Source organism: Nordella sp. HKS 07 (assembly GCF_011046735.1).
Lineage (GTDB): Bacteria > Pseudomonadota > Alphaproteobacteria > Rhizobiales > Aestuariivirgaceae > Taklimakanibacter.
On record NZ_CP049258.1, the window covers coordinates 5,642,990 to 5,663,794 of the forward strand.

The 20,805-nt window shown below is 61.8% G+C and carries 24 protein-coding genes and 2 tRNA genes; 16 read left to right on the forward strand and 10 right to left on the reverse strand.

Annotated features, from left to right (window positions below):
* Positions 1 to 413: 413 nt before the first annotated feature.
* The 4 genes from G5V57_RS34575 to G5V57_RS26555 all read left to right on the forward strand — a co-directional run bounded on the left by G5V57_RS34575 (position 414) and on the right by G5V57_RS26555 (position 4,989).
* Positions 414 to 1,124, forward strand: a complete 711-nt coding sequence (locus G5V57_RS34575; protein ID WP_246737377.1) for a hypothetical protein — start codon at positions 414 to 416, stop codon at positions 1,122 to 1,124.
* The gene (locus tag G5V57_RS35405) at positions 1,015 to 3,675 is read left to right on the forward strand and encodes a GH36-type glycosyl hydrolase domain-containing protein (RefSeq protein WP_371744838.1); all 2,661 of its coding nucleotides are present in this window, start codon (positions 1,015 to 1,017) and stop codon (positions 3,673 to 3,675) included. Before G5V57_RS34575 ends, G5V57_RS35405 begins: the two co-directional genes overlap by 110 nt.
* A gap of 280 nt (positions 3,676 to 3,955) precedes the next feature.
* Positions 3,956 to 4,105: a hypothetical protein gene (locus G5V57_RS26550; protein ID WP_165171020.1), complete on the forward strand. Its 150-nt coding sequence runs from the start codon at positions 3,956 to 3,958 to the stop codon at positions 4,103 to 4,105.
* Positions 4,106 to 4,242: 137 nt separating this feature from the next.
* Positions 4,243 to 4,989, forward strand: coding sequence for an SDR family NAD(P)-dependent oxidoreductase (locus tag G5V57_RS26555; RefSeq protein WP_165171022.1), 747 nt, complete (start codon positions 4,243 to 4,245; stop codon positions 4,987 to 4,989).
* Positions 4,990 to 5,047: 58 nt separating this feature from the next.
* Here the strand turns inward: G5V57_RS26555 and G5V57_RS26560 are convergent, their stop codons facing one another.
* On the reverse strand, positions 5,048 to 5,467 hold the full coding sequence (locus G5V57_RS26560; RefSeq protein WP_165171024.1) for a VOC family protein: 420 nt from the start codon (positions 5,465 to 5,467) through the stop codon (positions 5,048 to 5,050).
* 29 nt (positions 5,468 to 5,496) lie between these two features.
* Here G5V57_RS26560 and G5V57_RS26565 point away from each other — a divergent pair, with 29 nt between their 5' ends.
* The 5 genes from G5V57_RS26565 to G5V57_RS26585 all read left to right on the forward strand — a co-directional run bounded on the left by G5V57_RS26565 (position 5,497) and on the right by G5V57_RS26585 (position 8,200).
* Complete coding sequence (locus G5V57_RS26565; RefSeq protein ID WP_165171026.1) at positions 5,497 to 6,267, forward strand: Sir2 family NAD-dependent protein deacetylase; 771 nt, start codon at positions 5,497 to 5,499, stop codon at positions 6,265 to 6,267.
* Between the two features lie 336 nt (positions 6,268 to 6,603).
* On the forward strand, positions 6,604 to 7,182 hold the full coding sequence (locus G5V57_RS26570) for a cold-shock protein (protein WP_165171036.1): 579 nt from the start codon (positions 6,604 to 6,606) through the stop codon (positions 7,180 to 7,182).
* 18 nt (positions 7,183 to 7,200) lie between these two features.
* Entirely contained in the window at positions 7,201 to 7,668 is a 468-nt protein-coding gene (locus G5V57_RS26575; protein WP_165171038.1) for a DUF192 domain-containing protein, read from the forward strand.
* Positions 7,669 to 7,782: 114 nt separating this feature from the next.
* Positions 7,783 to 7,859, forward strand: a tRNA-Pro gene (locus tag G5V57_RS26580).
* Positions 7,860 to 7,894: 35 nt separating this feature from the next.
* On the forward strand, positions 7,895 to 8,200 hold the full coding sequence (locus G5V57_RS26585) for an ETC complex I subunit (RefSeq protein WP_165171040.1): 306 nt from the start codon (positions 7,895 to 7,897) through the stop codon (positions 8,198 to 8,200).
* A 201-nt stretch (positions 8,201 to 8,401) separates the two neighbouring features.
* Here the strand turns inward: G5V57_RS26585 and G5V57_RS26590 are convergent.
* Positions 8,402 to 8,478 (reverse strand) — tRNA-Arg (locus G5V57_RS26590).
* 127 nt (positions 8,479 to 8,605) lie between these two features.
* On the opposite strand from G5V57_RS26590, the gene G5V57_RS26595 reads away from it, so the two are divergent.
* Entirely contained in the window at positions 8,606 to 8,914 is a 309-nt protein-coding gene (locus G5V57_RS26595; protein WP_165171042.1) for a hypothetical protein, read from the forward strand.
* A 61-nt stretch (positions 8,915 to 8,975) separates the two neighbouring features.
* On the opposite strand, the gene G5V57_RS26600 is transcribed toward G5V57_RS26595, so the two are convergent.
* Together G5V57_RS26600 and metC are read right to left on the reverse strand one after the other, a co-directional pair.
* Positions 8,976 to 9,497: a CreA family protein gene (locus G5V57_RS26600; RefSeq protein ID WP_165171044.1), complete on the reverse strand. Its 522-nt coding sequence runs from the start codon at positions 9,495 to 9,497 to the stop codon at positions 8,976 to 8,978.
* A gap of 50 nt (positions 9,498 to 9,547) precedes the next feature.
* A complete protein-coding gene (metC, locus tag G5V57_RS26605; RefSeq protein WP_165171046.1) occupies positions 9,548 to 10,723 on the reverse strand; it encodes a cystathionine beta-lyase in 1,176 nt (391 codons plus the stop codon).
* Between the two features lie 66 nt (positions 10,724 to 10,789).
* Here metC and G5V57_RS26610 point away from each other — a divergent pair, with 66 nt between their 5' ends.
* Positions 10,790 to 11,023, forward strand: coding sequence for a hypothetical protein (locus tag G5V57_RS26610; RefSeq protein ID WP_165171048.1), 234 nt, complete (start codon positions 10,790 to 10,792; stop codon positions 11,021 to 11,023).
* 11 nt (positions 11,024 to 11,034) lie between these two features.
* Here the strand turns inward: G5V57_RS26610 and G5V57_RS26615 are convergent, their stop codons facing one another.
* From G5V57_RS26615 to G5V57_RS26635, 5 genes are all read right to left on the reverse strand, one after another.
* The gene (locus G5V57_RS26615; protein ID WP_165171050.1) at positions 11,035 to 11,583 is read right to left on the reverse strand and encodes a chloramphenicol phosphotransferase CPT family protein; all 549 of its coding nucleotides are present in this window, start codon (positions 11,581 to 11,583) and stop codon (positions 11,035 to 11,037) included.
* A 103-nt stretch (positions 11,584 to 11,686) separates the two neighbouring features.
* Positions 11,687 to 12,913: a Xaa-Pro peptidase family protein gene (locus tag G5V57_RS26620; protein WP_165171052.1), complete on the reverse strand. Its 1,227-nt coding sequence runs from the start codon at positions 12,911 to 12,913 to the stop codon at positions 11,687 to 11,689.
* An 83-nt stretch (positions 12,914 to 12,996) separates the two neighbouring features.
* Complete coding sequence (locus tag G5V57_RS26625; RefSeq protein WP_165171054.1) at positions 12,997 to 13,608, reverse strand: TetR/AcrR family transcriptional regulator; 612 nt, start codon at positions 13,606 to 13,608, stop codon at positions 12,997 to 12,999.
* 75 nt (positions 13,609 to 13,683) lie between these two features.
* Positions 13,684 to 15,003 carry an FAD-binding oxidoreductase gene (locus tag G5V57_RS26630; RefSeq protein ID WP_165171056.1) on the reverse strand — a complete coding sequence of 440 codons (1,320 nt, stop codon included), beginning with the start codon at positions 15,001 to 15,003 and terminating at the stop codon, positions 13,684 to 13,686.
* A gap of 26 nt (positions 15,004 to 15,029) precedes the next feature.
* Entirely contained in the window at positions 15,030 to 15,464 is a 435-nt protein-coding gene (locus tag G5V57_RS26635) for a cupin domain-containing protein (RefSeq protein WP_165171058.1), read from the reverse strand.
* 260 nt (positions 15,465 to 15,724) lie between these two features.
* On the opposite strand from G5V57_RS26635, the gene gatB reads away from it, so the two are divergent.
* From gatB to G5V57_RS26660, 5 genes are all read left to right on the forward strand, one after another.
* Positions 15,725 to 17,203 carry an Asp-tRNA(Asn)/Glu-tRNA(Gln) amidotransferase subunit GatB gene (gene gatB, locus G5V57_RS26640; RefSeq protein ID WP_165171060.1) on the forward strand — a complete coding sequence of 493 codons (1,479 nt, stop codon included), beginning with the start codon at positions 15,725 to 15,727 and terminating at the stop codon, positions 17,201 to 17,203.
* 136 nt (positions 17,204 to 17,339) lie between these two features.
* A complete protein-coding gene (locus G5V57_RS26645) occupies positions 17,340 to 18,095 on the forward strand; it encodes a glutathione S-transferase family protein (protein ID WP_165171062.1) in 756 nt (251 codons plus the stop codon).
* A 144-nt stretch (positions 18,096 to 18,239) separates the two neighbouring features.
* Positions 18,240 to 19,142, forward strand: coding sequence for an endonuclease/exonuclease/phosphatase family protein (locus G5V57_RS26650; protein WP_165171064.1), 903 nt, complete (start codon positions 18,240 to 18,242; stop codon positions 19,140 to 19,142).
* Positions 19,143 to 19,360: 218 nt separating this feature from the next.
* Complete coding sequence (locus tag G5V57_RS26655; RefSeq protein ID WP_165171066.1) at positions 19,361 to 19,621, forward strand: sel1 repeat family protein; 261 nt, start codon at positions 19,361 to 19,363, stop codon at positions 19,619 to 19,621.
* A gap of 57 nt (positions 19,622 to 19,678) precedes the next feature.
* The gene (locus G5V57_RS26660; protein WP_165171068.1) at positions 19,679 to 20,374 is read left to right on the forward strand and encodes a CDGSH iron-sulfur domain-containing protein; all 696 of its coding nucleotides are present in this window, start codon (positions 19,679 to 19,681) and stop codon (positions 20,372 to 20,374) included.
* 15 nt (positions 20,375 to 20,389) lie between these two features.
* On the opposite strand, the gene G5V57_RS26665 is transcribed toward G5V57_RS26660, so the two are convergent.
* Complete coding sequence (locus tag G5V57_RS26665) at positions 20,390 to 20,665, reverse strand: hypothetical protein (RefSeq protein ID WP_165171070.1); 276 nt, start codon at positions 20,663 to 20,665, stop codon at positions 20,390 to 20,392.
* Between the last annotated feature and the right edge of the window lie 140 nt (positions 20,666 to 20,805).

The window sequence follows — 20,805 nt, forward strand, 5'->3', positions numbered from 1 at the left end:
CGGCTTTTCGCAGCCTCGCGCGCATCACTTTCGCTATCGCGAGGTTCGATCTTCCCTGCTCGAAGATTCGGGGCTGCGCAGTGCAAGTCTTCGCAATTGCGATAGATTTTGCCGAAGACTGCAGCCCTGACGATCTCTTTCTCGCATTTTTCCCTCTTTCTACGCTGTATTTGCAGCATGATCGGGTTCCGACTCCTGCAAGATTTCATGCGGCTCTATTGTCCGGCGTTGAGCGCCGATGCGTTTGATCACGACGAGTATGGATTGACCCAATACAAACTCATGGTGATCCAGGTGAAATTGTCCAAAGTGTAAAGTCCTTGCGTAAGATTCCCGACGTCCGCGTCCCGGTTGACAAAGCCACCCTCGCGGGCTCTTCCTTCTCCGGACTGATGCATCTCGGGAGACATGGCATGACAAACGACGCCGTTCGCAGCTTCACCCTCCCGCGCGACGGGGATCGCGGCTGCCGCGAGATTGCCAACAAGGCCGGCCTGACGGTCAGCGTTCTTCCCAATGGCTGTCTCTTCGCCTTGGAGCATGTGAGCGAGCGCGGCCGCATCATGCTGAACCAGGTGCCGGGCTCGCCCATTGCCGGAGGCATCGGACGTCTCTGCGTGAGGATTGAAGACGGCCGTCTCATCGAGCTGGTCGGACCTGGCGCGAAGGTTCGCTTCGGCGCCGCCGCCGACCGCCTGGTCTGGGAAGGGGAGGCGGAAAGCCTGCGCCATCGCACAACCTTGTGGCTGGCACCCGACAGGCCCGTTTGGCTCTGGCAGATCGAGGTCACCAACACGGGTAAGAGCAGGCTCGCCGGCGAAGCGCTTCTCATCCAGGATCTGGGGCTCGGCGATCGCGGCTTCATCTCCAACAACGAAGCCTATGTCTCGCAATATATCGACCACCATATTGAGCCGGAGCCGGCATTGGGGCCGGTGATCATGAGCCGGCAGAATCTCGCCCAGCTGGGCGGGCGATTCCCCCTGGATCATGCAAGGCTGCTTGGACGGCGCCGTGGGCTTCGCCACCGATGCGCGCCAAATCTTCGGGCCGGCCTTCCGCGACCGCGGCAGCCTCGACTTTCCGGAAGGCAGGAACCTGCCGAGCCGTCGGCTGCAGCATGAAGCCGCCTGTGCGGCGATCCAGTCGCGCCGGCTTTCGATCGAGCCAGGCAGTTCCGGCAAATGGACCTTCTTCGGCCTCTTCGAGCCTGATCACGCCACTGCGTCGGGCAAGGCCGATCTGGCCAAGCTCGATCACGTGCGTAACGCATATGCCGGGTTCACGCCGATGAATGTCACGGTCGCGCAGCCGGTGCGCGGTTTAGTGCAGGATGCGGCCCCCCTCATGGCCGATCGTATGAGTGCGGCGGAGATCGCTGCGCGCTACGGAAACAGGCTGCATGAAGAGCATCAGGGCGGCGAGTTCCTCTCGTTCTTCGTGCCCGACGGGGCGCATAACCGCCATGTCGTGCTCGCCGCCAAGGAGCATCTCGTGCCGCGCCGGCATGGGACGCTGCTGCGCAGCGGGCAGGGCATGCTGCTCGACGAGACGACGCTCTGCGCCACCTCGTGGATGCATGGCGTCTTCGGCGCCCAGCTCACCATCGGCAATACATCCTTCCACAAGCTCTTCTCGATCTCGCGCGACCCCTACAACATCACGCGAGCGAGCGGCCTGCGCATCCTGGTCGACCTGGGCGACGGCTGGCGGCTCATGGCGGTGCCTTCCGTCTTCGAGATAGGCTTGAGCGACTGCCGGTGGATCTACCGGCTGGGCGAGCGCACCATTACCGTACACTCCGTCGCGGCGGGCGACGATCCGGCTATGCAGTGGCGCGTCGTCGTCGAGGGCGCGGCCTGCCGGTTCCTCGTCTTCGGCCATCTGGTATTGGGCGAGCGCGAGCTCGCCCATGCCGGCCGGGTCGAGATCGACGCGAAGCGCAAGCGCTTCAGCTTCAGGCCCGATCCGGAGTTCCTCTGGGGCCAGCGCTATCCGCAGAGCGTCTACCACCTGGTAACGAGCACGCCGGAGGCGGTGGAGGCCGTGGGCGGCGACGAACTGCTCTATTCTGATGCCGTCTCGCGCGGCGGCGCCTATGTCGCACTGCGGACGACGGCCACCGGCGAGATCCGCTTCGCTGTCACGGGCTCGCTGACCGATGCGGAGGAGGCCGCGCGTCTGGCGGATAAATATGCCTCAGGTCCGGACGCGGCGGCCTTGCTGGCGCCGGCGCGGCGCTATTGGGAGCATGTCACGCGCAACGCGCGCATCGAAGGCGACGACCCCGATGCCCGGGCCTTGAACACCACTTTCCCGTGGCTCGCGCACAATGCGATGATCCACCTGACCGTCCCGCATGGGCTGGAGCAATATACGGGCGCGGCCTGGGGAACGCGCGATGTCTGCCAGGGCCCCATCGAGTTCCTGCTTTCCCTCGAGCATGACGCGCCGGTGAAGGAGATCCTGCGGATCGTCTTTGCCCAGCAATATGAGAAGCGGGGGGACTGGCCGCAATGGTTCATGCTCGAACCCTATTCCAACATCCAGGACAGGCACGCCCATGGCGATGTCATCGTCTGGCCACTCAAGGCCCTCTGCGATTACCTGGAATGGACCAACGACCTGGACTTTCTCGACGAGCCGGTCGCCTGGCGCGACGAGGACACCTTCGCGCGGACGGCGCGCAAGGACCCGGTCAGCCGGCACATAGCCAAGCTGATCGCCACGGTGCGCGAGCGCTTCATTCCGGGAACCCGGCTCATCCGCTATGGCGAAGGCGACTGGAACGACTCGCTTCAGCCCGCTGACCCCAAGCTGCGCGACTGGATGGTGAGCAGCTGGACGGTGGCGCTGCTGTTCCAGCAATTGCGGCGCTATGCGGAAGTGCTGCGCCGCGCAGGGCGCGACGATGAAGCCGAGAAGCTCGAGGCGCTTTCGGAGGATATCCGCACCGACTTCAACCGTCATCTGATCGTCGATGGAACCGTCGTCGGCTATGCGGTCTTCGAGCCGGGTCACGATAAGCCCGAAATCCTGATTCACCCACACGACACGCGCACCGGCCTCAAATACTCGCTGCTGCCGATGAAGCGCGCCATCATCGCGGGACTCTTCACGCCGGAACAGCGCGAGCATCATCTCAAGATCATCCGCGAGCATCTGCTTTATCCGGATGGTGCGCGCCTCATGGACCGGCCGGTGACCTATCGGGGTGGACCGGAGTTTATTTTCCGCCGCGCCGAGTCGGCGGCCAATTTCGGTCGCGAGATCGGCCTCATGTATACACACGCGCAGCTGCGCTTTGCCGAGGCAATGGGGGTCATCGATGATGCCGAGGCGCTGTGGGAGGCGTTGATCAAGGTCAATCCGGTGGCGGTGACCGAGCATCTGGCCCACGCCGCGCTGCGCCAGCGCAACTGCTATTTCAGCAGCAGCGACGCGGCTTTCCCGGACCGCTATGCGGCAAGCGCCGAATGGAACCGCGTCAGGACGGGAGATGTCGCCGTAGATGGCGGCTGGCGCATCTATTCGAGCGGTCCCGGCCTCTACACCAACATGCTGATACGCCTCGCTTTTGGCCGCCGACGCCATTTTGGCACACGGGTTATGTCGCCGCTTTTGCCTGCGCGCCTCACCGGCGTGAAGCTCACCGTCGCGACGGACACCGCCTGAGATGATGCCAAAAATGTACGCCCAAGAAAGTACAGGACTCTTCTCCAACGTCGATGAAGAAAAGTGTTGTTTCAATCCTGAAGCAGCGCTTCATGGAGCCGAAATTTCCAGTTCTGGCCTGTAGCAAAAGAAAGACTTTGCGTCGGGCAGGGAAATGGATTAGAACGCGGCGCGCTCGGCCCCAGAGGGCACGCCAAGAATTACACAAAAATTAATTCTAAGTTTGACCAACGATTTTGGATCTTGCGGCGTGTGTCGGCGCGCCGTCCGGGAGGCTTGGGTGCATAATCGATTTGTTCTGGGCCTGACGCTCGGAGCGGCTTTTGGCGGTCTTGTGGGCAGCTTCATATTGACACCTCCAGTCGGCATTCTGATCGGGGCGATCATCGGCGTCTCCTGCGGAATGATCCTGCATGTCTGGATGATGTAGCTTTCCGACGATCAGCCGGCGACGGTTGATTGCGGACGGAACTGTCAACCGATAGGTTGAGAAATGGGCCGATTTACAAGCCGGCCCTGGCCGCATATGAGCGGCATCTCCGTCATTCCCGAAAGAGAGGCCTCCCGGTGTTCAGTGACCTGAAGAACAAGCGCATCGTGATCACCGGCGGCGTGACCGGCATCGGTGGGGCGGCAACCCTGGCGCTCGCTGAAATGGGAGCCAGGCTGTTCGCCCAATATCTCTCCGGCGGGAGCGAAGCCGAGGCCCTGGCGGGGAAGGGGATAGAGACCTTCAAGCTCGATCTGACCGATCGGAAGGCGCCCTGGCGGCTGATCGAGGAGGCCAGGAAGCGCCTCGGGGGCATCGACGTGCTGATCAACAATGCCGGCGGTATGGTCGAGCGCCGCCTCATCGCCGAGTTCGATGATGCGCTCTATGATCGCGTATTGGAGCTCAATGTGCGCCAGCTGGTCGATTGCTGCCGTGCCGTGATCCCGCTCTTCGAGGCGCAGCGTTCCGGGAACATCATCAACGTCTCGTCGATCGCCGCGCGCTCCGGGGGAGCGGCCGGTTCCGGCGTCTATGCCGGCACCAAAGGCTTCGTCTCGGCGATCACCAAGTCCATGGCGAAGGAGCTGGCGCCTGCCAATATCAGGGTCAATGCGGTCTCGCCTGGGACCATCCATACCGCCTTCCACGATCGGCATTCGACGCCCGAGAAGCTCGAGGCGACCCGCCGGCTGGTGCCGCTGGGTCGTCTCGGAACGGCCGAGGATTGCGCCGGCAGCTTTGTGTATCTCGCGAGCGACAAGGCGTCAGGCTATGTGACCGGCCAGGTTATCGAGGTGAATGGCGGCCTGCTGATGCCGTAGAGCAAATCCAGCGAAAGTTGAAGACTTCGCCGAAGCACCTCGCGGCTACCTGAACACCTCACCAGGCGCCGGTATTCGGCATGGACGCCCAGGGTTCGGCGATCGGCAGGGCGCCACCCTTGTTGAGAATCTCGATCGATATGCCGTCCGGCGTCTTGATGAAAGCCATCCGGCCATCGCGCGGCGGACGATTGATGGTGATGCCCTGCTTCTGGAGCTTGGCGCAATAGCCGTAGACATCGTCGACCTCGATGGCGAGATGGCCGAAATTACGCCCGCCCGTATAGACTTCGGGGTCCCAATTGTAGGTCAGTTCCACTGGCGCATCAGGGCTTTCCGGAGCCGCGACGAAAACCAGCGTGAAACGGCCTTTCTCGTTCTCGTAGCGACGCTGCTCGACGAAACCCAGTTTGTTGATGAAGAAGTCGAGCGATTGGTCCAGATTGGACACGCGGATCATGGTGTGGAGATACTTCATTTGAACCTCTCTTGCGCGTGGAACTGACGATGGAAGATGACATAGACGAGCTTGCCCAAATGATCCAGTCGGCCGGCCGCGCCGTCGTTTTCACCGGCGCCGGTGTCTCCACCGAATGCGGCATCCCCGACTTCCGCTCGCCGGGCGGCTTCTGGACCAGATACAAGCCGATCGAATTCGACGATTTCCTTGCCTCCGAGGAGACGCGGCTCGAGGCGTGGCGGCGCTATTTCAATATCTACGATGCCGTAGCGCAGGCGGTGCCGGGGCCGAGCCACAAGGTGATTGCCGGCCTCTATCATGCCGGCATCGTGAGCCACGTCATCACCCAGAATATCGACGATCTGCATCGCGCCTCTGGCGTGCCTGAAGAGGCGATCATCGAGCTGCACGGCAATGGTTCCTACGCAAAGTGCCTGAGCTGCGGCGAGCGCTACGAGATCGCCTGGGCCCGCGCCCAGATCGAGGCGGGCCGCCGTCCTCCTTATTGTTCAACCTGCGCCGGGATCGTGAAGACGGCGACGATCTCCTTCGGCCAGGCCATGCCGGAGGCGGAGATGGCGAGGGCCCGTGCCGCGACCTTCGATGCCGATCTCTTTCTCGCTCTGGGATCCTCGCTGCAGGTCTTTCCGGCCGCGAGCTTTCCGGTGATGGCGAAGAGCAATCGCGCCAGGCTGGTCATCATCAATCGCGAGCCGACCGGTCTCGATGCTCTGGCCGATCTGGTGATCGCGGGCGAGCTCGGTGATGTTCTGAGCGCAACCGCTGAGCGTCTCGGGCGACAGCAGATCGCGTGCTGAGCGAATCAGTTTTGCCAGAATCTGCGCAATTCTCTTCCTCGCGCCTCAGGCCTCGGCGAACTTCGCGATATCGCGATGGTGCCCGGACCCGCATGGATATCGTCGCGCGTGATGGTCGCGCGGTTCATTCCGTGATATGATTCAGCGTTTGTTATCAGGGCTTTTTCGCATTGCAGAACTGCGCGCTCCTATGCGAATGAAGCTTCGCTCAAGAGCAATCTTACGTTTTCCACATCTCTTCGTTGCCCGCTCTCTGTACAATTGCAAAAGAGTCGATCAATCTGCGTTCCGGCAGCGGGGTTGACTGAGGGCTGCCATTAGTTCGGGTATGCGGTCATGGCGGTTAGCGGGCCCTTCGAGGCAGATAGGGAGCTTGAGCATCAAGCCCCCGATATCAATGTAAGAATTTACCAGATCAGCGGCTTCGTGAAGTGGTTCGATGTCGGTCGGGGCTATGGCTTCATCATCCCCGACAACGGCATGCCGGACGTGCTTTTGCACCTGAGCTGCCTGAAGCGCGATGGTTTTGATGCCCCGCTCGAGGGGACGCGCGTCTTCTGCGAGGCCGTCGAGCGCCAGAAGGGCTATCAGGCCCTCCGCGTTCTGAACGTGGACACGTCCACGGCCATTCATCCGGTCGAGCGGCCGAGCCGCACCCATGTCAACGTGTCGCCGTCGAGCGGCTGGGTGCGGGCCCGCGTCAAATGGTTCAACCGGGCACGGGGCTTCGGCTTTGTGAGCGAGGGCGACGGCGCCCCCGATATCTTCATCCATATGGAGACATTGCGGAAGACCGCGATCGCCGAGCTCCATCCCGACCAATGGATCTATGTGCGCTTCGGCAGCGGGCCCAAGGGCCAGATGGCGGCCGAGGTTCGCCTTACTCTCGACAATGGGCCGCGCCATACGAACTAGATGAGGCGGGCAGGGGTCATGCGTAGCGTCGTCGTTGCTTTCCTCTTGGTGATCACGGCGGCCGCCGCTGGCTTGGCCCAAACGCCGTCCGGCATGCCGCTGATCGCCTTGACGATCCAGGGCAAGGATGGGGCGACCAAGGCGGATCTGACCGTCGAACTTGCCGAAACGCCCGAGCATCGCGCCAAGGGGCTGATGTTCCGTAACGAGCTTGCCGACAATCGCGGTATGCTGTTCGACTTCAAAGAGACCCGCAGCGTGTCCATGTGGATGAAGAACACGCCGCTGTCGCTCGATATGATCTTCACCGACGACAAGGGCGCGATTCTCTATATTGCGCGCAACACGGTTCCTTTTTCCGAGGACATCATCAGCCCCGGCATGCCGGTCTATGCGGTCCTTGAGGTCAAGGCGGGCACGACCGGCCGGCTTGCCATTGAGCCCGGCGATCGCCTGGTGACCCCGATTTTCAACACCGGCGGCTGATCTCTTGAGTAATTCTGGCGAAATGGGGACTTCGGTCCGATTTGCGCGATTTGCGCCCTTGACCAAATGGGCGCAAACGGCGAAAAGCCCAGAAATCTGAGCATTTGGCGGTAACGGGGTGTAGCGCAGTCTGGTAGCGCACCTGCCTTGGGCGCAGGGGGTCGTCAGTTCGAATCTGGCCACCCCGACCATCGCCAAAATGCGTTGATAGGATGAAGGTAACGGCATGACCGCGAAGATCTACAAGCCCGCTCGTAACGCCATGCAGTCCGGCAAGGGCAAGACAGATCTCTGGCTGCTCGAATACGAGCCGGAGCTGCGCCTGACGGCGGATCCCTTGATGGGATGGACTTCGTCAGCGGACATGAAGCAGCAGCTGCGCCTCACTTTCGAGAGCAAGGAGCAGGCGATTGCTTATGCCGAGCGCAATGGGATCGCCTATTGGGTGGAGCCCGAAGCACCCGCGCGCGCGCAGCGCAAGTCCTATGCGGACAACTTCAAGTGGGGTCGCACGGAGACCTGGACCCACTGATTGCGGATTGGGTAGCGATCACTTCCGGCCAGCCGGTCCGAAGCGATCCGATCAGGCCATGGCGGGTCTGCATCTCGCCTCGGCAGGCGTGGTCTTCGCTTGTGCGTCAAAGCCCGCTTCTCCACAAATATCCAAGATCGGCGTCGCCGGTCACCGCGGAAACAGCCGTTGCCGTCAAACGGCTAAGTCATTGAAATGGTTTGGCGACCCCGGAGGGATTCGAACCCCCGACCCACAGCTTAGAAGGCTGTTGCTCTATCCAGCTGAGCTACGGGGTCATGCCGCTTCTCGGCTTCAGCCATTGGGCTCTATAATGGACGTCATGCTCCACGGCAACGGTCCGCTTCGGAGCCATCCGCAGGCGGAGACGATTTATGCCGGAAAATGAGCATGGAGGAGGCTTCCATGCGCAGGACGATCCTCGTCACAAGCCTGTTTTTCGCTCTCGCCATGCCTGCTCGCTTGCAAGCTTCGGAGAGTCTGTGTTTCCAGCGATTCGAAGCCTGCGCGATCGCCTGCACCTTACTTGGAACGCAGGCGAAAGACGGTTGTCTCGGCGCCTGCCTGCGCGACAATGGGTGCGCCATCGACGAGCGCCGTATGTCGAGCCATTCGATGCCGGACAGCACTCTCCCCGACGGCACGCTTCCGGTTGGCACTCTGCCGGCCAGCCGCATGCCGGCGGGTTCATTGCCGGACAGTCAGCTGCCTTGAGCGCGCTCTCGAGCTGAAGGTTGGACGCTGAACGGCCGCGAATGAGCGATGCCCGTATCGCTCATTTCTCCAGGAAGTCTCCGCATTTGGGTGCCGGCAGCGAGCCCCAGGGCGTGATCGCGACGGTGGTCGTCGAGTTTTGCGGGCTGCCTTCGATGAGCTTGTCGGTGTAGCTCAGATAGACGAGCACATTGCGCTTGGCGTCGCAGCCGCGCGAAATATGGAACTTCTTGAAGAACAGCGAGCGGCGCATGCGGTAGACGTCATCGCCCTGGGCGAACTTGCCCTTGAAGGAAATGGGGCCCGTCTGCTTGCAGGAGAGCGAGGTTTCCGAACGCTCTTCGGCAAATCCCGCCCAGCCGCTCCAGCCACCGACTTCGGGCACGGTGAAATGGCAGGCTATGCCTTCGACCAGCGGATCGTCGAGCGCATAGGTCGCAAGCTTGGCGTCCGGAGACAGCATCCGCCACACCGTCGTCTTCTTGAAGATGAGCTCGGGATCATCCGCCTCCTGGGCGGCAAGCGGCGCGATCATGGCAAATCCCGCAAGGGCAAGGGCGGCGGGCTTGGCAAGCTGGTGCATGGTCTGTCGTCCTTTCGGTCCCCGGAGAAATGGCCCCGCCGGGCCCGAATTCAAGACGCCAACTTGAGACGGTCGAAGCCCGCGGCAATATCCGCCTTGAGATCGTCGGGGTCCTCGAGCCCGATATGGAAGCGCAGGCAGCTGCCTTGGCGCGTCCAGGGCTTGGCTGTGCGGTTGGGCTTGAAGGGGACGCACAGGCTCTCGAAGCCACCCCAGGAATAGCCCATGCCGAAGAGCTCGAGACCGTCGAGAAAGGCGCCAAGTGCTGCTTCGCTCTGCGGCTTGAGCACGACCGAGAACAGCCCGCTGGCGCCGGTGAAGTCGCGCCGCCAGATCTCGTGCCCCAGGGCGCCGGGCAGCGCCGGATAGAGAACTTCCTCGACCTCGGGCCTGCCTTTCAGCCAATCGGCGATCTTGAGCGCACTTCTCATATGGCGCTCGAGCCGGACATCGATGGTGCGCAGGCCTCTGAGGGTGAGATACATGTCGTCGGGGCCGGCGAACTGGCCCAGCGTTTCATAGCCTTCCTTGAAGCGCGGCCAGGTTTCCTCGCTGCAGGTGACGGAGCCCATCATCACATCGGAATGGCCGACGATGTATTTCGTTGCCGCTTGAACCGAAATGTCGCCGCCATGGGCGAAGACGTTGAAATAATGTCCGCCCGACCAGGTATTGTCGACGACGACGAGCGCGCCGGCCTTGCGCGCGACCTCGGCGATCGCCGGGACGTCCTGCACCTCCATGGTCTGCGAACCCGGGCTCTCGCAATAGACGATGCGCGTGGTGGCGCGCATGAAGGCCGAGATGGCGCCACCCAGCAACGGGTCGTAATATTCGACGTCGATGCTCCAGTTCTTCAGCACATTGTCGCAGAAGGCGCGCGCCGGCGCATAGATGTTGTCGGGGATCAGGATGTGATCGCCGGGCTTGAGGAAAGACAGGAGCGTGGTCGTGATGGCGGCGAGGCCGGAGGGCGCGACCTTGCTGGCAAAGCCGTTCTCCAGTGTCGCGATGGCGGTTTCGACCGAGCGCGAGGTCGGCGTGCCGCGCCGGCCATATTGATAGGTCTGCTTATGTTCCTTCAGCGCCTGATAGGTCGGGTAGAGTATGGTCGAGGCGTGATAGACGGCCGGCGAGACGATGCCGTGCTCGGAAAAGTCGCGCGCGGTGGAAACGAGGCGGGTCGCGGGTTTCAGGCTCTTGAGATCGGTCTTGGATTTCGCCATGGCTCGGTTCATGTGGGAGGAGGTAGGGTCTCCCGGTTAGCACGGCGGGCGGCAAAGGGAAAAGCCATGAGTGATATGTCGCCACTGGGGAGGTTCGTCCTCATCGCCATGCGCTGGGGACTGCGCTTCGCAGCTGGGGCCTTCGCCGCCATTTTCGCCCTCGTGGTCTGGCAGAAAGGCTTTTCCGCCGCGGCGGCCGGCGTCACGCGCCAGGATTACGGTCTCTTAGCTGTCCTGGCCGGGCTCTTCATCGGCGCTCTTCTGTTCGCCCGGGCCGTGGGGCGGGAACTGCGCAAATAGAGGCGAAGGAGCTAAAGTCCGAAGGCTTCCTTGATCTTGAATGCGCATTGGGCCGGCGTCTCGCGGCTGGTATCGATCGTGAGATCATAATCGAGACCGTGATGGACGCGGTCATATTGCCAGCGGGCCAGCCCGATCATCCGGTCCTCACGGTCGCGCTCGCGCTGCTCGAGAACGGCGAGCGGGGCGAAGATGCCGACATAGGACACGTCGAAACCTTTAAAAACGACTCTGTACTCCGCCGCCGATGGCGCGAGCATGACGTCGTCGATGATCAGATTGTTGCCCTCCACCGCCATCGCCGCCATGGCGTGCCGCATGCCGCGCAGCGCCTTCATTGCGACGGGGCCGGACTTGATGACGACCACCGGTGAGCCCTCCTGCAGAATGGTTTCGAAGGTGAAACCATCGGGGTGATCCCAATAGGCGGCGGGCAGCATGTCCAGGAAGCTGTCCATGGAAACATGGAGAAAGGGGAGGGTGGTGATCTCCTGGAGCGCGCGGGCGATCGAGCTTTTGCCGACGCTGCCCACGCCATTCAGAACGATGATGTGTGACATGGCGCCAAACTGCCATCCATGCGGCGCGAAGGAAAGAGCATATGATTTGCCCGGCGGAAGCTGTTCCGCCGGGCGCTGTGCAAGTTCGGTGTCGCGATTTGTGTCAGCCGTCGACGACGACCAGATTGCGCGGCATTTCGGTGAGGATTTCCAACCCCTTGTCGGTCATGAGATAGGAGTCGATCCAGCCGGCGCCCGAACCGCCCGGCCAGTCTTCGAAGACGTCATATTGGACTTCGAAATTGAAGACCATGCCTGGCTTCATGACCGGATCATTCGCCGGCTCGAAGGGATTCGGACGGTGACGATGCACCCAGTCCGGCGGGAAGGCGATGCCGAGCGTATAGCCGCCGATGAACCATTCATACTTGGCCCGGTCGACCCCCGACTGGGCGACGAAGGTGTCCGCCGCCTCCTGGACCTTGCTGAAGGGGTCGCCAGGCTTGACGCCCTTGACGATGGCGTCGCTGCAGCCGGCCGAGCGGTCGAACAGGTCGTGCCAGCGCTTGTCGATTTCGCCCATGGCGAAGCTGCGGCTCAGATTGACGTGATAGCGATGCAGGCTGGCGCAGAAATCGAGATGCACGACATCGCCGCTCTTCAAACGCCGATGTGAGGCAGGCGCATGATGGCAGCCCGAGCGCGGGCCGCTGCCGATCATGTTGCGGATGCCGGGATGGCCGCAGCCGCGCTTCATCAGCTCATAGCAGATGACGGCGTCGATCTCGGTTTCGGCGACGCCGACGCGCATGAACTCGCGCGCCTTCTCCATCGCGGCAATGGTGACGGCGGCGGCTTCCCGCATCACCGCGATTTCGCGCGCAGACTTGTAGAGCCGGACATCCTCGATGATGTCGGAATCCTCGACGATCGTGGCACCGGCATCGGCGAGGCCCTTGCCGATGGCGCGGACATGGTCGGGATGACCGCCATAGCCCCAGCTCTGGATCGCGATTTTGCCGCGGCCCCAGCCATGCGCCAGGATCTTGGCGGCGAGTTCCTTCGTCTGGTCGGCGGCGGGAATGCTGCGCGAATGATACCAGATGTCCTTGATCCCGGGCGTATTGGAGATCAGCACCTTGTGACTGGTATTGTCGAAGAAGACGAAACTGCCGCTGGCGGTGTCGAAATAGAGGCCGATGATCGCATGGCGATACTGCCAGATATGGTCGTGGCCGGTGAGATAGTAGTAATCGCGCGGCGCCGTGACGACGATGCCGTCATAGCCCGCCAGCTCAAGCGCCTTTTTCACCTTGGCGCGGCGGTCGGCATATTCCTCCGGCGGAAAGGGCTGTTCCCAGTCGACCCGGTTTCTGATGCTCAAATCCATGGCAATTCTCCCTGCGTGTGATGCAGGGATTTAACCACGCCAATATTTTAGTGCAATAAAATTTTTTATCAGATTAAAAGTGATTATGGCGCCAAGCCACGGCACAGTTCTTTCACGATGGCCCTTATGTCGTCGCCATATCCCGACCGTGCTTGCGCATTATAGAATATCGACAACCGGAAATAATGCTCGCAGACCGAATCGAGCAGCTTTGCCGCTGCCTTGCTGTCCGTCTCGGCGTGGATGAGCTTCTTCTGCTTCAGCATGTCCAGGAACTGCACCGATCGGCCGACATAAAAGGAGCTGAGCTTGCCGAACAGCGGTCCGAGATCGTCATCCTTCACGCGCTCCTGATAGAGCGAGCGCCACACGTCACGATCGAGCGTGTCGAAGGCGCCGTCGGTGACCAGTTTGATCCAGTCGGTGATGGCGCGCTGGGCGTCGCGATGGCTGCGTTTGGAAATGAAGGCTTCCATGCGTTCGGCCAGTTCCGCCTGGCGGCTCAGCACGAGCTCCAGAATGACGCTGCTCTTGGATCCGAAGTAGTTATAGATGGTAGGGACGGTGACATCGGCCTGGGCCGCGATGTCCTGGAGACTGATGTCGGAGAACATCTTCTTCGAAAGAAGCTTCAGCGTGGCATCGAGAATATGCTGGCGCCGCATCGATTTCTGTTTGCCGCGAAGTCCGGTCACGCGTTGCCCCTCATCTGAAATGCACCGGCCGCAAGAGACCATGACTGGGAGAGTCTCGCAATAGACACTCCCCGGTCAGGCATTGCGGCGCAGAACGCTGCCTTTGTCGAGATGGTCGAGCACCGAATAGGTCTCGGCGATCAATGGCAGCATCGTCTTTTTCAGCCCGTGCAGCGCGATCGGACGGAGCGCCTCGAGCGGGAAGAGGACGCTGTTGGCCGCACCGGTGACGAGCTTCTCGGCAAGGCGCCGACCGAGCGCCACGCTGAGGGCCACGCCACGGCCGTTGCAGCCGATCGCCGCGAGGATGCCGGGGGCGGGTTCGGTGACATGGAGAAGGTGATCTTCCGTGACCGCGACCATGCCTCCCCAGCGATAGGCCCACGGGCCGTGGCCGAGTTCGGGATAAATCTTGGCCGCCACACGTTCGAGTTCCCGATAAGCGCGCTCAGCACCCTGCGGGCCATAGGAGCCGCGCCCGCCGATCAGGAAGCGCCCCTGCGCATCCTTGCGGAAGTAATAGAGCGAGCGATGGGTATCGGAGACATGATGTCCGTTAGGTAGAATGCTGCGCGCGACATCGCCGGAGAGCGGTTCGGTGGCGATCTGGAAAGTGCTGACCGGGAGGACGCTCCTCTCGAGAGCGGGGAAGAGGCCGTCCGTATAGCCGTCGGTCGCAATGAGTACGCGACGCGCCCAAACACGTCCCTGGGCCGTAACGAGGCCCGAGCGGCCTCGCGCTTGGTCAATTTTCAGAACACGGCTGTGACGGAATATCCGCGCGCCCTGCGCGAGGGCCGCCTGCGCCAGCCCGCGCACCAGCTTCAGCGGATGCAGGCTGCCGCCTTTGGGATTGAGGATACCGCCGGCATAGGCGGCGCTTCCGGTGAGCCTGTGCGCGTCGGCGGCGGACAGAACTTCCATGGCGACGCCGAGCGCCCGCCATTCCCTGGCGCGTATTTCGAGGCCGCTCAGCGCCGCAGGCGAATGGGCGAGCTGCAGCCAGCCCTTCTGCGTGCTGTCGCACTCGACGCCAAATTTGCGCAGGGTCTCGAATGTCTCATCCGCGGTGGCAGCACCGAATTGCGCGAGCTCGCCGCCGGTGGAGGGGCCGAACCGGCTGAGGAGTCCTTCCGGGTCAACTTTGAGACCCGGATTGACCTGCCCGCCATTGCGTCCCCCGCCACCCCAGCCCGGCGTCGCCGCGTCGAGCGCGATGACGGAGCCGCCCTGCGCGGCCGCGTGCAGCGCCGTCGACAGCCCGAGAATGCCGGCCCCGATGATCGCCACGTCGCAGGAAGTTTCGCCTTCGAGGATCGGAAGGTCCGGCGCATCGCCGGCCGTGGCGACCCAAAGCGATTTCTCGATCAGGCTGTTCTGAAAGCTGGCGCTCATTTTCCGGTCCCCGGCAACCCCTGATATCAGCCGATCACCGGCGTCGCGCCTGTGCCTTGCGGTCCCTTATAGGCGAGGGGCTCCATGACGCCGCCGTCGCGGCTGAGATGGTCAGGGTCTACCGCCATGAAACACTTGCGCAGGCGATCGCTCGTCACGTTCCAGATGACCTTCTCGCCCTTCAGACAGAACCAGGAATCGCCCGGTCCGTAGGTCACACTGTTGCCATCCTGGTCGGTGAGCTCGACGGTGCCTTCGAGCACGGTTGCCAGCTCATGGAAACCGAATTCAATGACGAACTTGCCACGGGTCACCTCATAGATGCCGCTGCGTACCGGGCCGCCGCTGGGAGCGTCCATGACGCGCCGGCTCGATTCGACCGGATTGCCTTCGAGGATCTGAGGCTTGGCGGCGAGAGGGGTGAGCTCCACGCGCTCACCGGTCGTCTTGTATGCGATCATGCTTATCCCCGCTTCTAGGTATAGGTGCTGCGCCGGTGTCTAGGAGCGGCCGGCGCCATCCGCAACGGATATTTTTATCTAATAAAAATTTTTATTACTATAAATGATTTTTCGACATGGTGAGGGTGGGGCAGGGCGACGGTTCGGGCGAAGTCACTCGCCTTTCGAGGCCGCGGCTGCCGCCATTCCCGCAGAGAACTGTAGGCCTTGAACCCGGCCCCTCAACCCAGTACCAAGCTCTCCGAAACGGAGTGAGATCTATGAATTCAGAATTGCGGGTCGCCGACAAGAAGGACTGGCTGAAGGGCGCCACCGGGGACTGGGAGATCATCATCGGCATGGAGGTTCATGCCCAGGTTCTGTCCAAGTCGAAGCTGTTCTCCGGCGCCTCGGCCGAATATGGCGGTGATCCCAATGACCATGTCTCCCTCGTCGATGCTGCGATGCCCGGCATGCTGCCGGTGATCAATGAATTCTGCGTCGAGCAGGCGGTGAAGACGGGGCTCGGCCTCAAGGCCCAGATCAACCGCCGCTCGGTCTTCGACCGCAAGAATTACTTCTATCCCGATCTGCCGCAGGGCTATCAGATCTCGCAGTACAAGCAGCCGGTGGTGGGCGAGGGCGTGGTGCGGATCGATCTCGACGAAGGCCGCTCCGTCGATGTCGGCATCGAGCGCCTGCATCTCGAGCAGGACGCCGGCAAGAGTCTTCATGACCAGCATCCGAGCATGAGCTTCGTCGACCTGAACCGTTCCGGCGTGGCGCTGATGGAGATCGTGTCGAAGCCCGACATGCGCTCGCCCGACGAGGCCAAGGCCTATGTGACCAAGCTGCGCCAGATCATGCGCTATCTCGGCACATGTGACGGCAATATGGAGGAGGGCAGCCTCAGGGCCGACATCAACGTGTCGGTGCGCCGGCCGGGCGAGGCGTTCGGCACGCGCTGCGAAATCAAGAACGTCAATTCCATCCGCTTCATGGGCCAGGCGATCGTCTATGAGGCAAAGCGCCAGATCGGCATCCTCGAGGATGGTGGCAAAATCGACCAGGAGACTCGTCTATTTGACGCCAGGAAAGGCGAGACCCGCTCCATGCGGTCGAAGGAAGAGGCGCATGACTATCGTTACTTCCCCGATCCCGATCTCCTGCCGCTCGAACTCGAGGAAAAGTGGGTCGAGCGGATCCGGCAGGATCTGCCGGAACTTCCGGACGAGAAGCGCGCGCGCTTCGTCAAGGACTACGGGCTGTCGGCCTATGACGCCGACGTTCTTATCGCAGAGGCCGCCTCGGCCGCCTATTTCGAAGATGTCGCCAAGGGACGCGACGGCAAGATGGCTGCGAACTGGGTTATCAACGAGCTCTTTGGCCGCTTGAATAAGGAAGGCAAAGATATTGAAAACACTCCGGTTTCTGCCGTACAGCTGGGTGGTATTGTCGACCTGATCGCGGCCGGCACGATTTCCGGCAAGATCGCCAAGGACATTTTCGAGATTGTCTGGTCCGAGGGTGGAGAGCCGGCCGAGATCGTCGAGAAGCGCGGCCTCAAGCAGGTCACCGACACCGGCGCTATCGAGAAGGCGGTGGACCAGATCATAGCGGCCAATCCGGACAAGGTCGAGCAGGTTAAGGCCAAGCCGACCATGCTGGGCTGGTTCGTCGGCCAGGTCATGAAGACCACAGGCGGTAAGGCGAATCCCCAGGCCGTTAACGAAATCCTGCGCCAGAAACTCGGGATTTAACCACAGCTTCGGAAAAATTCATTGATTTACCAATAGCTTATCAGAGAGTTCCGATTCGTTCGAATTGGCGCTATAGTCCGTACCCGGATTGAAAATGGGGGGCGCGGTGCTTCGGCCCGCGCCATCGGAGGACTGAATGGCCAAGGTAGCGAAGAAGGTCGCGAAGAAAGCGGCCGCAAGGAAAGCTGTATCCAAGCCGTCGGCGCGGCGGCCGGTGAAGCCATCAGCCCGGCAAAAGCCGGAGGCACCGATATCGGCCAATAAGGAGCGTTTCACCCTGCACGGTTTTGCGCTGTCGGGGCCGACCTACACGGTGGCGCTGATGCTGTCGCTCTGCCGGCATCCATTCTCTTATATCCATGTGAATCTGCGCGAAGGCGCGCACAAGCAGCCCGATTATCTGGTCAAGAACCGCTACGGGCAGGTTCCGTGTCTGCGCGATGGCCAGATCTTTCTCAGCCAGTCGGCTGCCATCCTTGAATATCTCGCCGGCAAGCTTGGCAGGTTCGACGGCAAGACCGAGTTCGAGCAGCAGCGCGTGCGCGAGTGGATGTTCTGGATCTGGGATAAGCTGGCGGCGCCCATCTATCGCCTGCGCCAGCGCGCCCGCGGCCTGCGCCAGTTCGGCGATGAAGTGAAAGTCATGTATGACGGTGAGGCCCGCTCGGCCCTGATGGTGCTCGAGCAGGAGTTCTCCAAGTCGGAATGGCTCACCGGCCGCAAGCCCACCATTGCCGACATCGATGCCTACGGCGTGATCCGCTACGCGGCGGAAGCCGGCCTTGATGTCCAGGCCTATCCCAGGCTCGCCGAGTGGAAGAAGCGCTTTGAAGCGCTTCCGGGGTTTGCTACACCCGAGCAGCTTTTGCCGCTGGAAAGCCGGCTGCTATAGGAATCTGGGGCCTCAGGATTTGACTTTAGAGCCGGAAACCGGCCGCGTTGCGCCGGAATTGGAGATTGACGAGGATTCGCAAGGATCCTCCGAGGCTCCCCCAGGCGCCGCCGTCGCGGAGGCTTCGCCTGTTTCGTCGGGCTCATGCTCGGCCTTGCCGGCGTGGCCGCGGGCTGGCTCGGCAATCTGTGGATCGCCTTTGACGTCTTTTCGCAGTTCTCCTATCAGTTCTGGCTGGTCGTTCTGGCTTTCGCCGTCACCTTCTTCATGCCTTTCGCGCGCGTTCTGACGGGGATCGCCATCGTCATGATTGGCCTCCTGGTGATCAGCGCCTTGCCGCATCTGACTGCGGCCTCCTATCCTGCACCCGAGATCAAGGCGCCCGCCGATCATCGCGTCCTGCGCGTCATGTCGTTCAACACCTGGCTCCTGAACGCCGATGTGGATGCGATGGCCGCCGAGATAGAGCGTAATGATCCGGATATTCTTGTGCTCCAGGAATTCGGGACCGAGAAGCGCGCGCTGCTGGATCGGCTCAAGGCGCGGATGCCGTACCAGGACGATTGCCGGCATCTTGATCACTGTTACATGGCCGTGCTGTCGAAATTCCCGATCGAGGATTTCGAGAGTCATGCCGCCTGGGTGGGGCCGCCGATGGTGCGCGCCCGTTTCGGTAAGGAGCTCGGCGGCCTGACGGTCATCGGCATCCACACCATCCGCTTTCCTTATTCGCGCGCCCAGTTCACCCAGCTGAACGAGCTGGCGGATTTGGTCCGCAGGCTGGAAGGACCGCGTATCGTCATGGGCGATTTCAACGCCACGCCGTCGTCGCGCCTGCTCGGTACTTTCGAGCAGAGAAGCAGCTTGCGCAGGCTCGACAGCTGGCTCCCGACCTGGCCGGCCAATTTCCAGATGCCGCAGCTCGCCATAGACCACATATTCGCCAGTCCCGACGTGAAGAGCGTGGAGAAGGTGCGGATCGGCAACAATGCGGGCTCCGATCACTTCCCCCTCGTGGTGCGTGTCGCCGTTCCTGTGACTCCGTAAGTGAATGTGCCGGACTGGTTAGCAGCCTGTAAACAAAGGCCTTCCGGAATTTCGGCTAAATTATTGTAATCTCTTTGTTATTTTGACAACGAGCGGCTTCCCCTTCAGCCCATGTTAAGCCTGTCCCTTAACGCGGCTTTGGCGGGCGCGGAGTCATCTTGTCCTTCGCACGGTCACAAAGAGGACCGGCAGGGACAGTCAAACAGAGGGACAGGAGCATGATACGCTCTGCGACGCTGCCGCGACCGGCGGTGGAGAAAGGCACGTCCGCCGAGATGCTTTTCCATCTCGGCATGATGTATCGCCTCGGCCGCGAGGTCGAACGGAATTACGTGACCGCGCATAAATGGTTCAACATCGCCGCGCTCAAGGGCAGCCACGAGGCGCGCCGTTGCCGCTGCGAGATCTCGCGCGAAATGACCGCGCCCGAGATCGCCGAGGCGCAGCGCCAGGCACGCGACTGGATCAGCCTGCACTAGACTGGCCTCGAGATGTCACTTGATCGCCGGCGCCGGCACTCGTAGCCTCTGGCGGAAATGACCCAGCCGAAAGCCAGGGCGCAGGTGGTCGTCATCGAGGACGGCCCTTACGTGGTCAGCGGCACCGTGCCGCTCGCCCAGCAGATCATCGCTGCCGATGAAGAGGGCGGTTCGGAGAGCTGGCGCGAAGGCGTGGTGTTCACCGTGCCCGAGAGTTATGAGCTCTGCCGCTGCGGTCAGTCGCAGAACAAGCCGTTTTGCGACGGGTCGCATGCGCGCGTGGGATTCGAGGGCGAGGAGACCGCGAGCCGGGCTTCCTATGCCGATCAGGCACAATTCTTCGAAGGGCCCGAAATGACGCTGAGCGATGCCGAGGGCCTGTGTGCTTTTGGCCGCTTCTGCGATCCCAACGGTCAGGTCTGGACCCAGGTCGGCGACCCCGGAAAACCCGAGATCCGCGCCAATTTCATCCGTCAGGTAGGCAATTGTCCGGCCGGACGGCTCGTGGCGTGGGACAGGAAGACCGGTAAGCCGGTCGAGCCTGAATTACCGGTGTCGATCGGCCTGGTGGAGGACCCGGAGCAGGGATGCAGCGGCCCGCTGTGGCTGCGTGGCGGTATTGCCTTGATTGCGGCCGATGGCCATGAATATGAGATCCGCAATCGGGTCACTTTGTGCCGGTGTGGCGAATCGAAAAACAAGCCGTTCTGCGACGGCAGCCACGCCGCCCTCAAATTCCGCGACGGAATTTAGCGCAGGCTTCGCGGCTCAGTAGTCGAGCGTGAAGTCATCGCCATGCAGTTCCTGCTCGCTCATGAAGCGCCGGAACTGGCTGTCGATCAGCTTCTGCTCGCGCTGTTTCGTGTAGATGTCCGACTGGATGATATCGGCCTGCTTGTTGACGTCGTCCCGTTCAGAATTGAGCCGGGGCAGGGGGATATTCTCAGGCGAGTAAGTGTGGCCGCCGGGGATGAAATTCTCGACCGCGAGAGCGGGACCGAAAATCGCACCGGCGAAAGCAATACTCAAAATGGTCCGGCGCATGCTCTTCTCCTGACTACGCTGTCTGACGGGAACGCGATTGCCACGCGGCCCGATAAGATTCACTTAACTCTGATAATCTCGCACGGTTCCCCGCGCCAGGCAATCAACATGACGACCGGACAGTGAGCATATGATTAAGT

What these genes read in the sequence shown, in the direction of transcription:
- G5V57_RS34575 (WP_246737377.1), top strand. Translation starts at nt 414, where the DNA reads ATGACAAACGACGCCGTTCGCAGCTTCACCCTCCCGCGCGACGGGGAT.
- G5V57_RS26560 (WP_165171024.1), bottom strand. Translation starts at nt 5,467, where the DNA reads ATGAAGTATCTCCACACCATGATCCGCGTGTCCAATCTGGACCAATCG.
- G5V57_RS26565 (WP_165171026.1), top strand. Translation starts at nt 5,497, where the DNA reads ATGGAAGATGACATAGACGAGCTTGCCCAAATGATCCAGTCGGCCGGC.
- G5V57_RS26570 (WP_165171036.1), top strand. Translation starts at nt 6,604, where the DNA reads ATGGCGGTTAGCGGGCCCTTCGAGGCAGATAGGGAGCTTGAGCATCAA.
- G5V57_RS26575 (WP_165171038.1), top strand. Translation starts at nt 7,201, where the DNA reads ATGCGTAGCGTCGTCGTTGCTTTCCTCTTGGTGATCACGGCGGCCGCC.
- G5V57_RS26585 (WP_165171040.1), top strand. Translation starts at nt 7,895, where the DNA reads ATGACCGCGAAGATCTACAAGCCCGCTCGTAACGCCATGCAGTCCGGC.
- G5V57_RS26595 (WP_165171042.1), top strand. Translation starts at nt 8,606, where the DNA reads ATGCGCAGGACGATCCTCGTCACAAGCCTGTTTTTCGCTCTCGCCATG.
- G5V57_RS26600 (WP_165171044.1), bottom strand. Translation starts at nt 9,497, where the DNA reads ATGCACCAGCTTGCCAAGCCCGCCGCCCTTGCCCTTGCGGGATTTGCC.
- metC (WP_165171046.1), bottom strand. Translation starts at nt 10,723, where the DNA reads ATGGCGAAATCCAAGACCGATCTCAAGAGCCTGAAACCCGCGACCCGC.
- G5V57_RS26610 (WP_165171048.1), top strand. Translation starts at nt 10,790, where the DNA reads ATGAGTGATATGTCGCCACTGGGGAGGTTCGTCCTCATCGCCATGCGC.
- G5V57_RS26615 (WP_165171050.1), bottom strand. Translation starts at nt 11,583, where the DNA reads ATGTCACACATCATCGTTCTGAATGGCGTGGGCAGCGTCGGCAAAAGC.
- G5V57_RS26620 (WP_165171052.1), bottom strand. Translation starts at nt 12,913, where the DNA reads ATGGATTTGAGCATCAGAAACCGGGTCGACTGGGAACAGCCCTTTCCG.
- G5V57_RS26630 (WP_165171056.1), bottom strand. Translation starts at nt 15,003, where the DNA reads ATGAGCGCCAGCTTTCAGAACAGCCTGATCGAGAAATCGCTTTGGGTC.
- G5V57_RS26635 (WP_165171058.1), bottom strand. Translation starts at nt 15,464, where the DNA reads ATGATCGCATACAAGACGACCGGTGAGCGCGTGGAGCTCACCCCTCTC.
- gatB (WP_165171060.1), top strand. Translation starts at nt 15,725, where the DNA reads ATGAATTCAGAATTGCGGGTCGCCGACAAGAAGGACTGGCTGAAGGGC.
- G5V57_RS26645 (WP_165171062.1), top strand. Translation starts at nt 17,340, where the DNA reads ATGGCCAAGGTAGCGAAGAAGGTCGCGAAGAAAGCGGCCGCAAGGAAA.
- G5V57_RS26650 (WP_165171064.1), top strand. Translation starts at nt 18,240, where the DNA reads ATGCTCGGCCTTGCCGGCGTGGCCGCGGGCTGGCTCGGCAATCTGTGG.
- G5V57_RS26655 (WP_165171066.1), top strand. Translation starts at nt 19,361, where the DNA reads ATGATACGCTCTGCGACGCTGCCGCGACCGGCGGTGGAGAAAGGCACG.
- G5V57_RS26660 (WP_165171068.1), top strand. Translation starts at nt 19,679, where the DNA reads ATGACCCAGCCGAAAGCCAGGGCGCAGGTGGTCGTCATCGAGGACGGC.
- G5V57_RS26665 (WP_165171070.1), bottom strand. Translation starts at nt 20,665, where the DNA reads ATGCGCCGGACCATTTTGAGTATTGCTTTCGCCGGTGCGATTTTCGGT.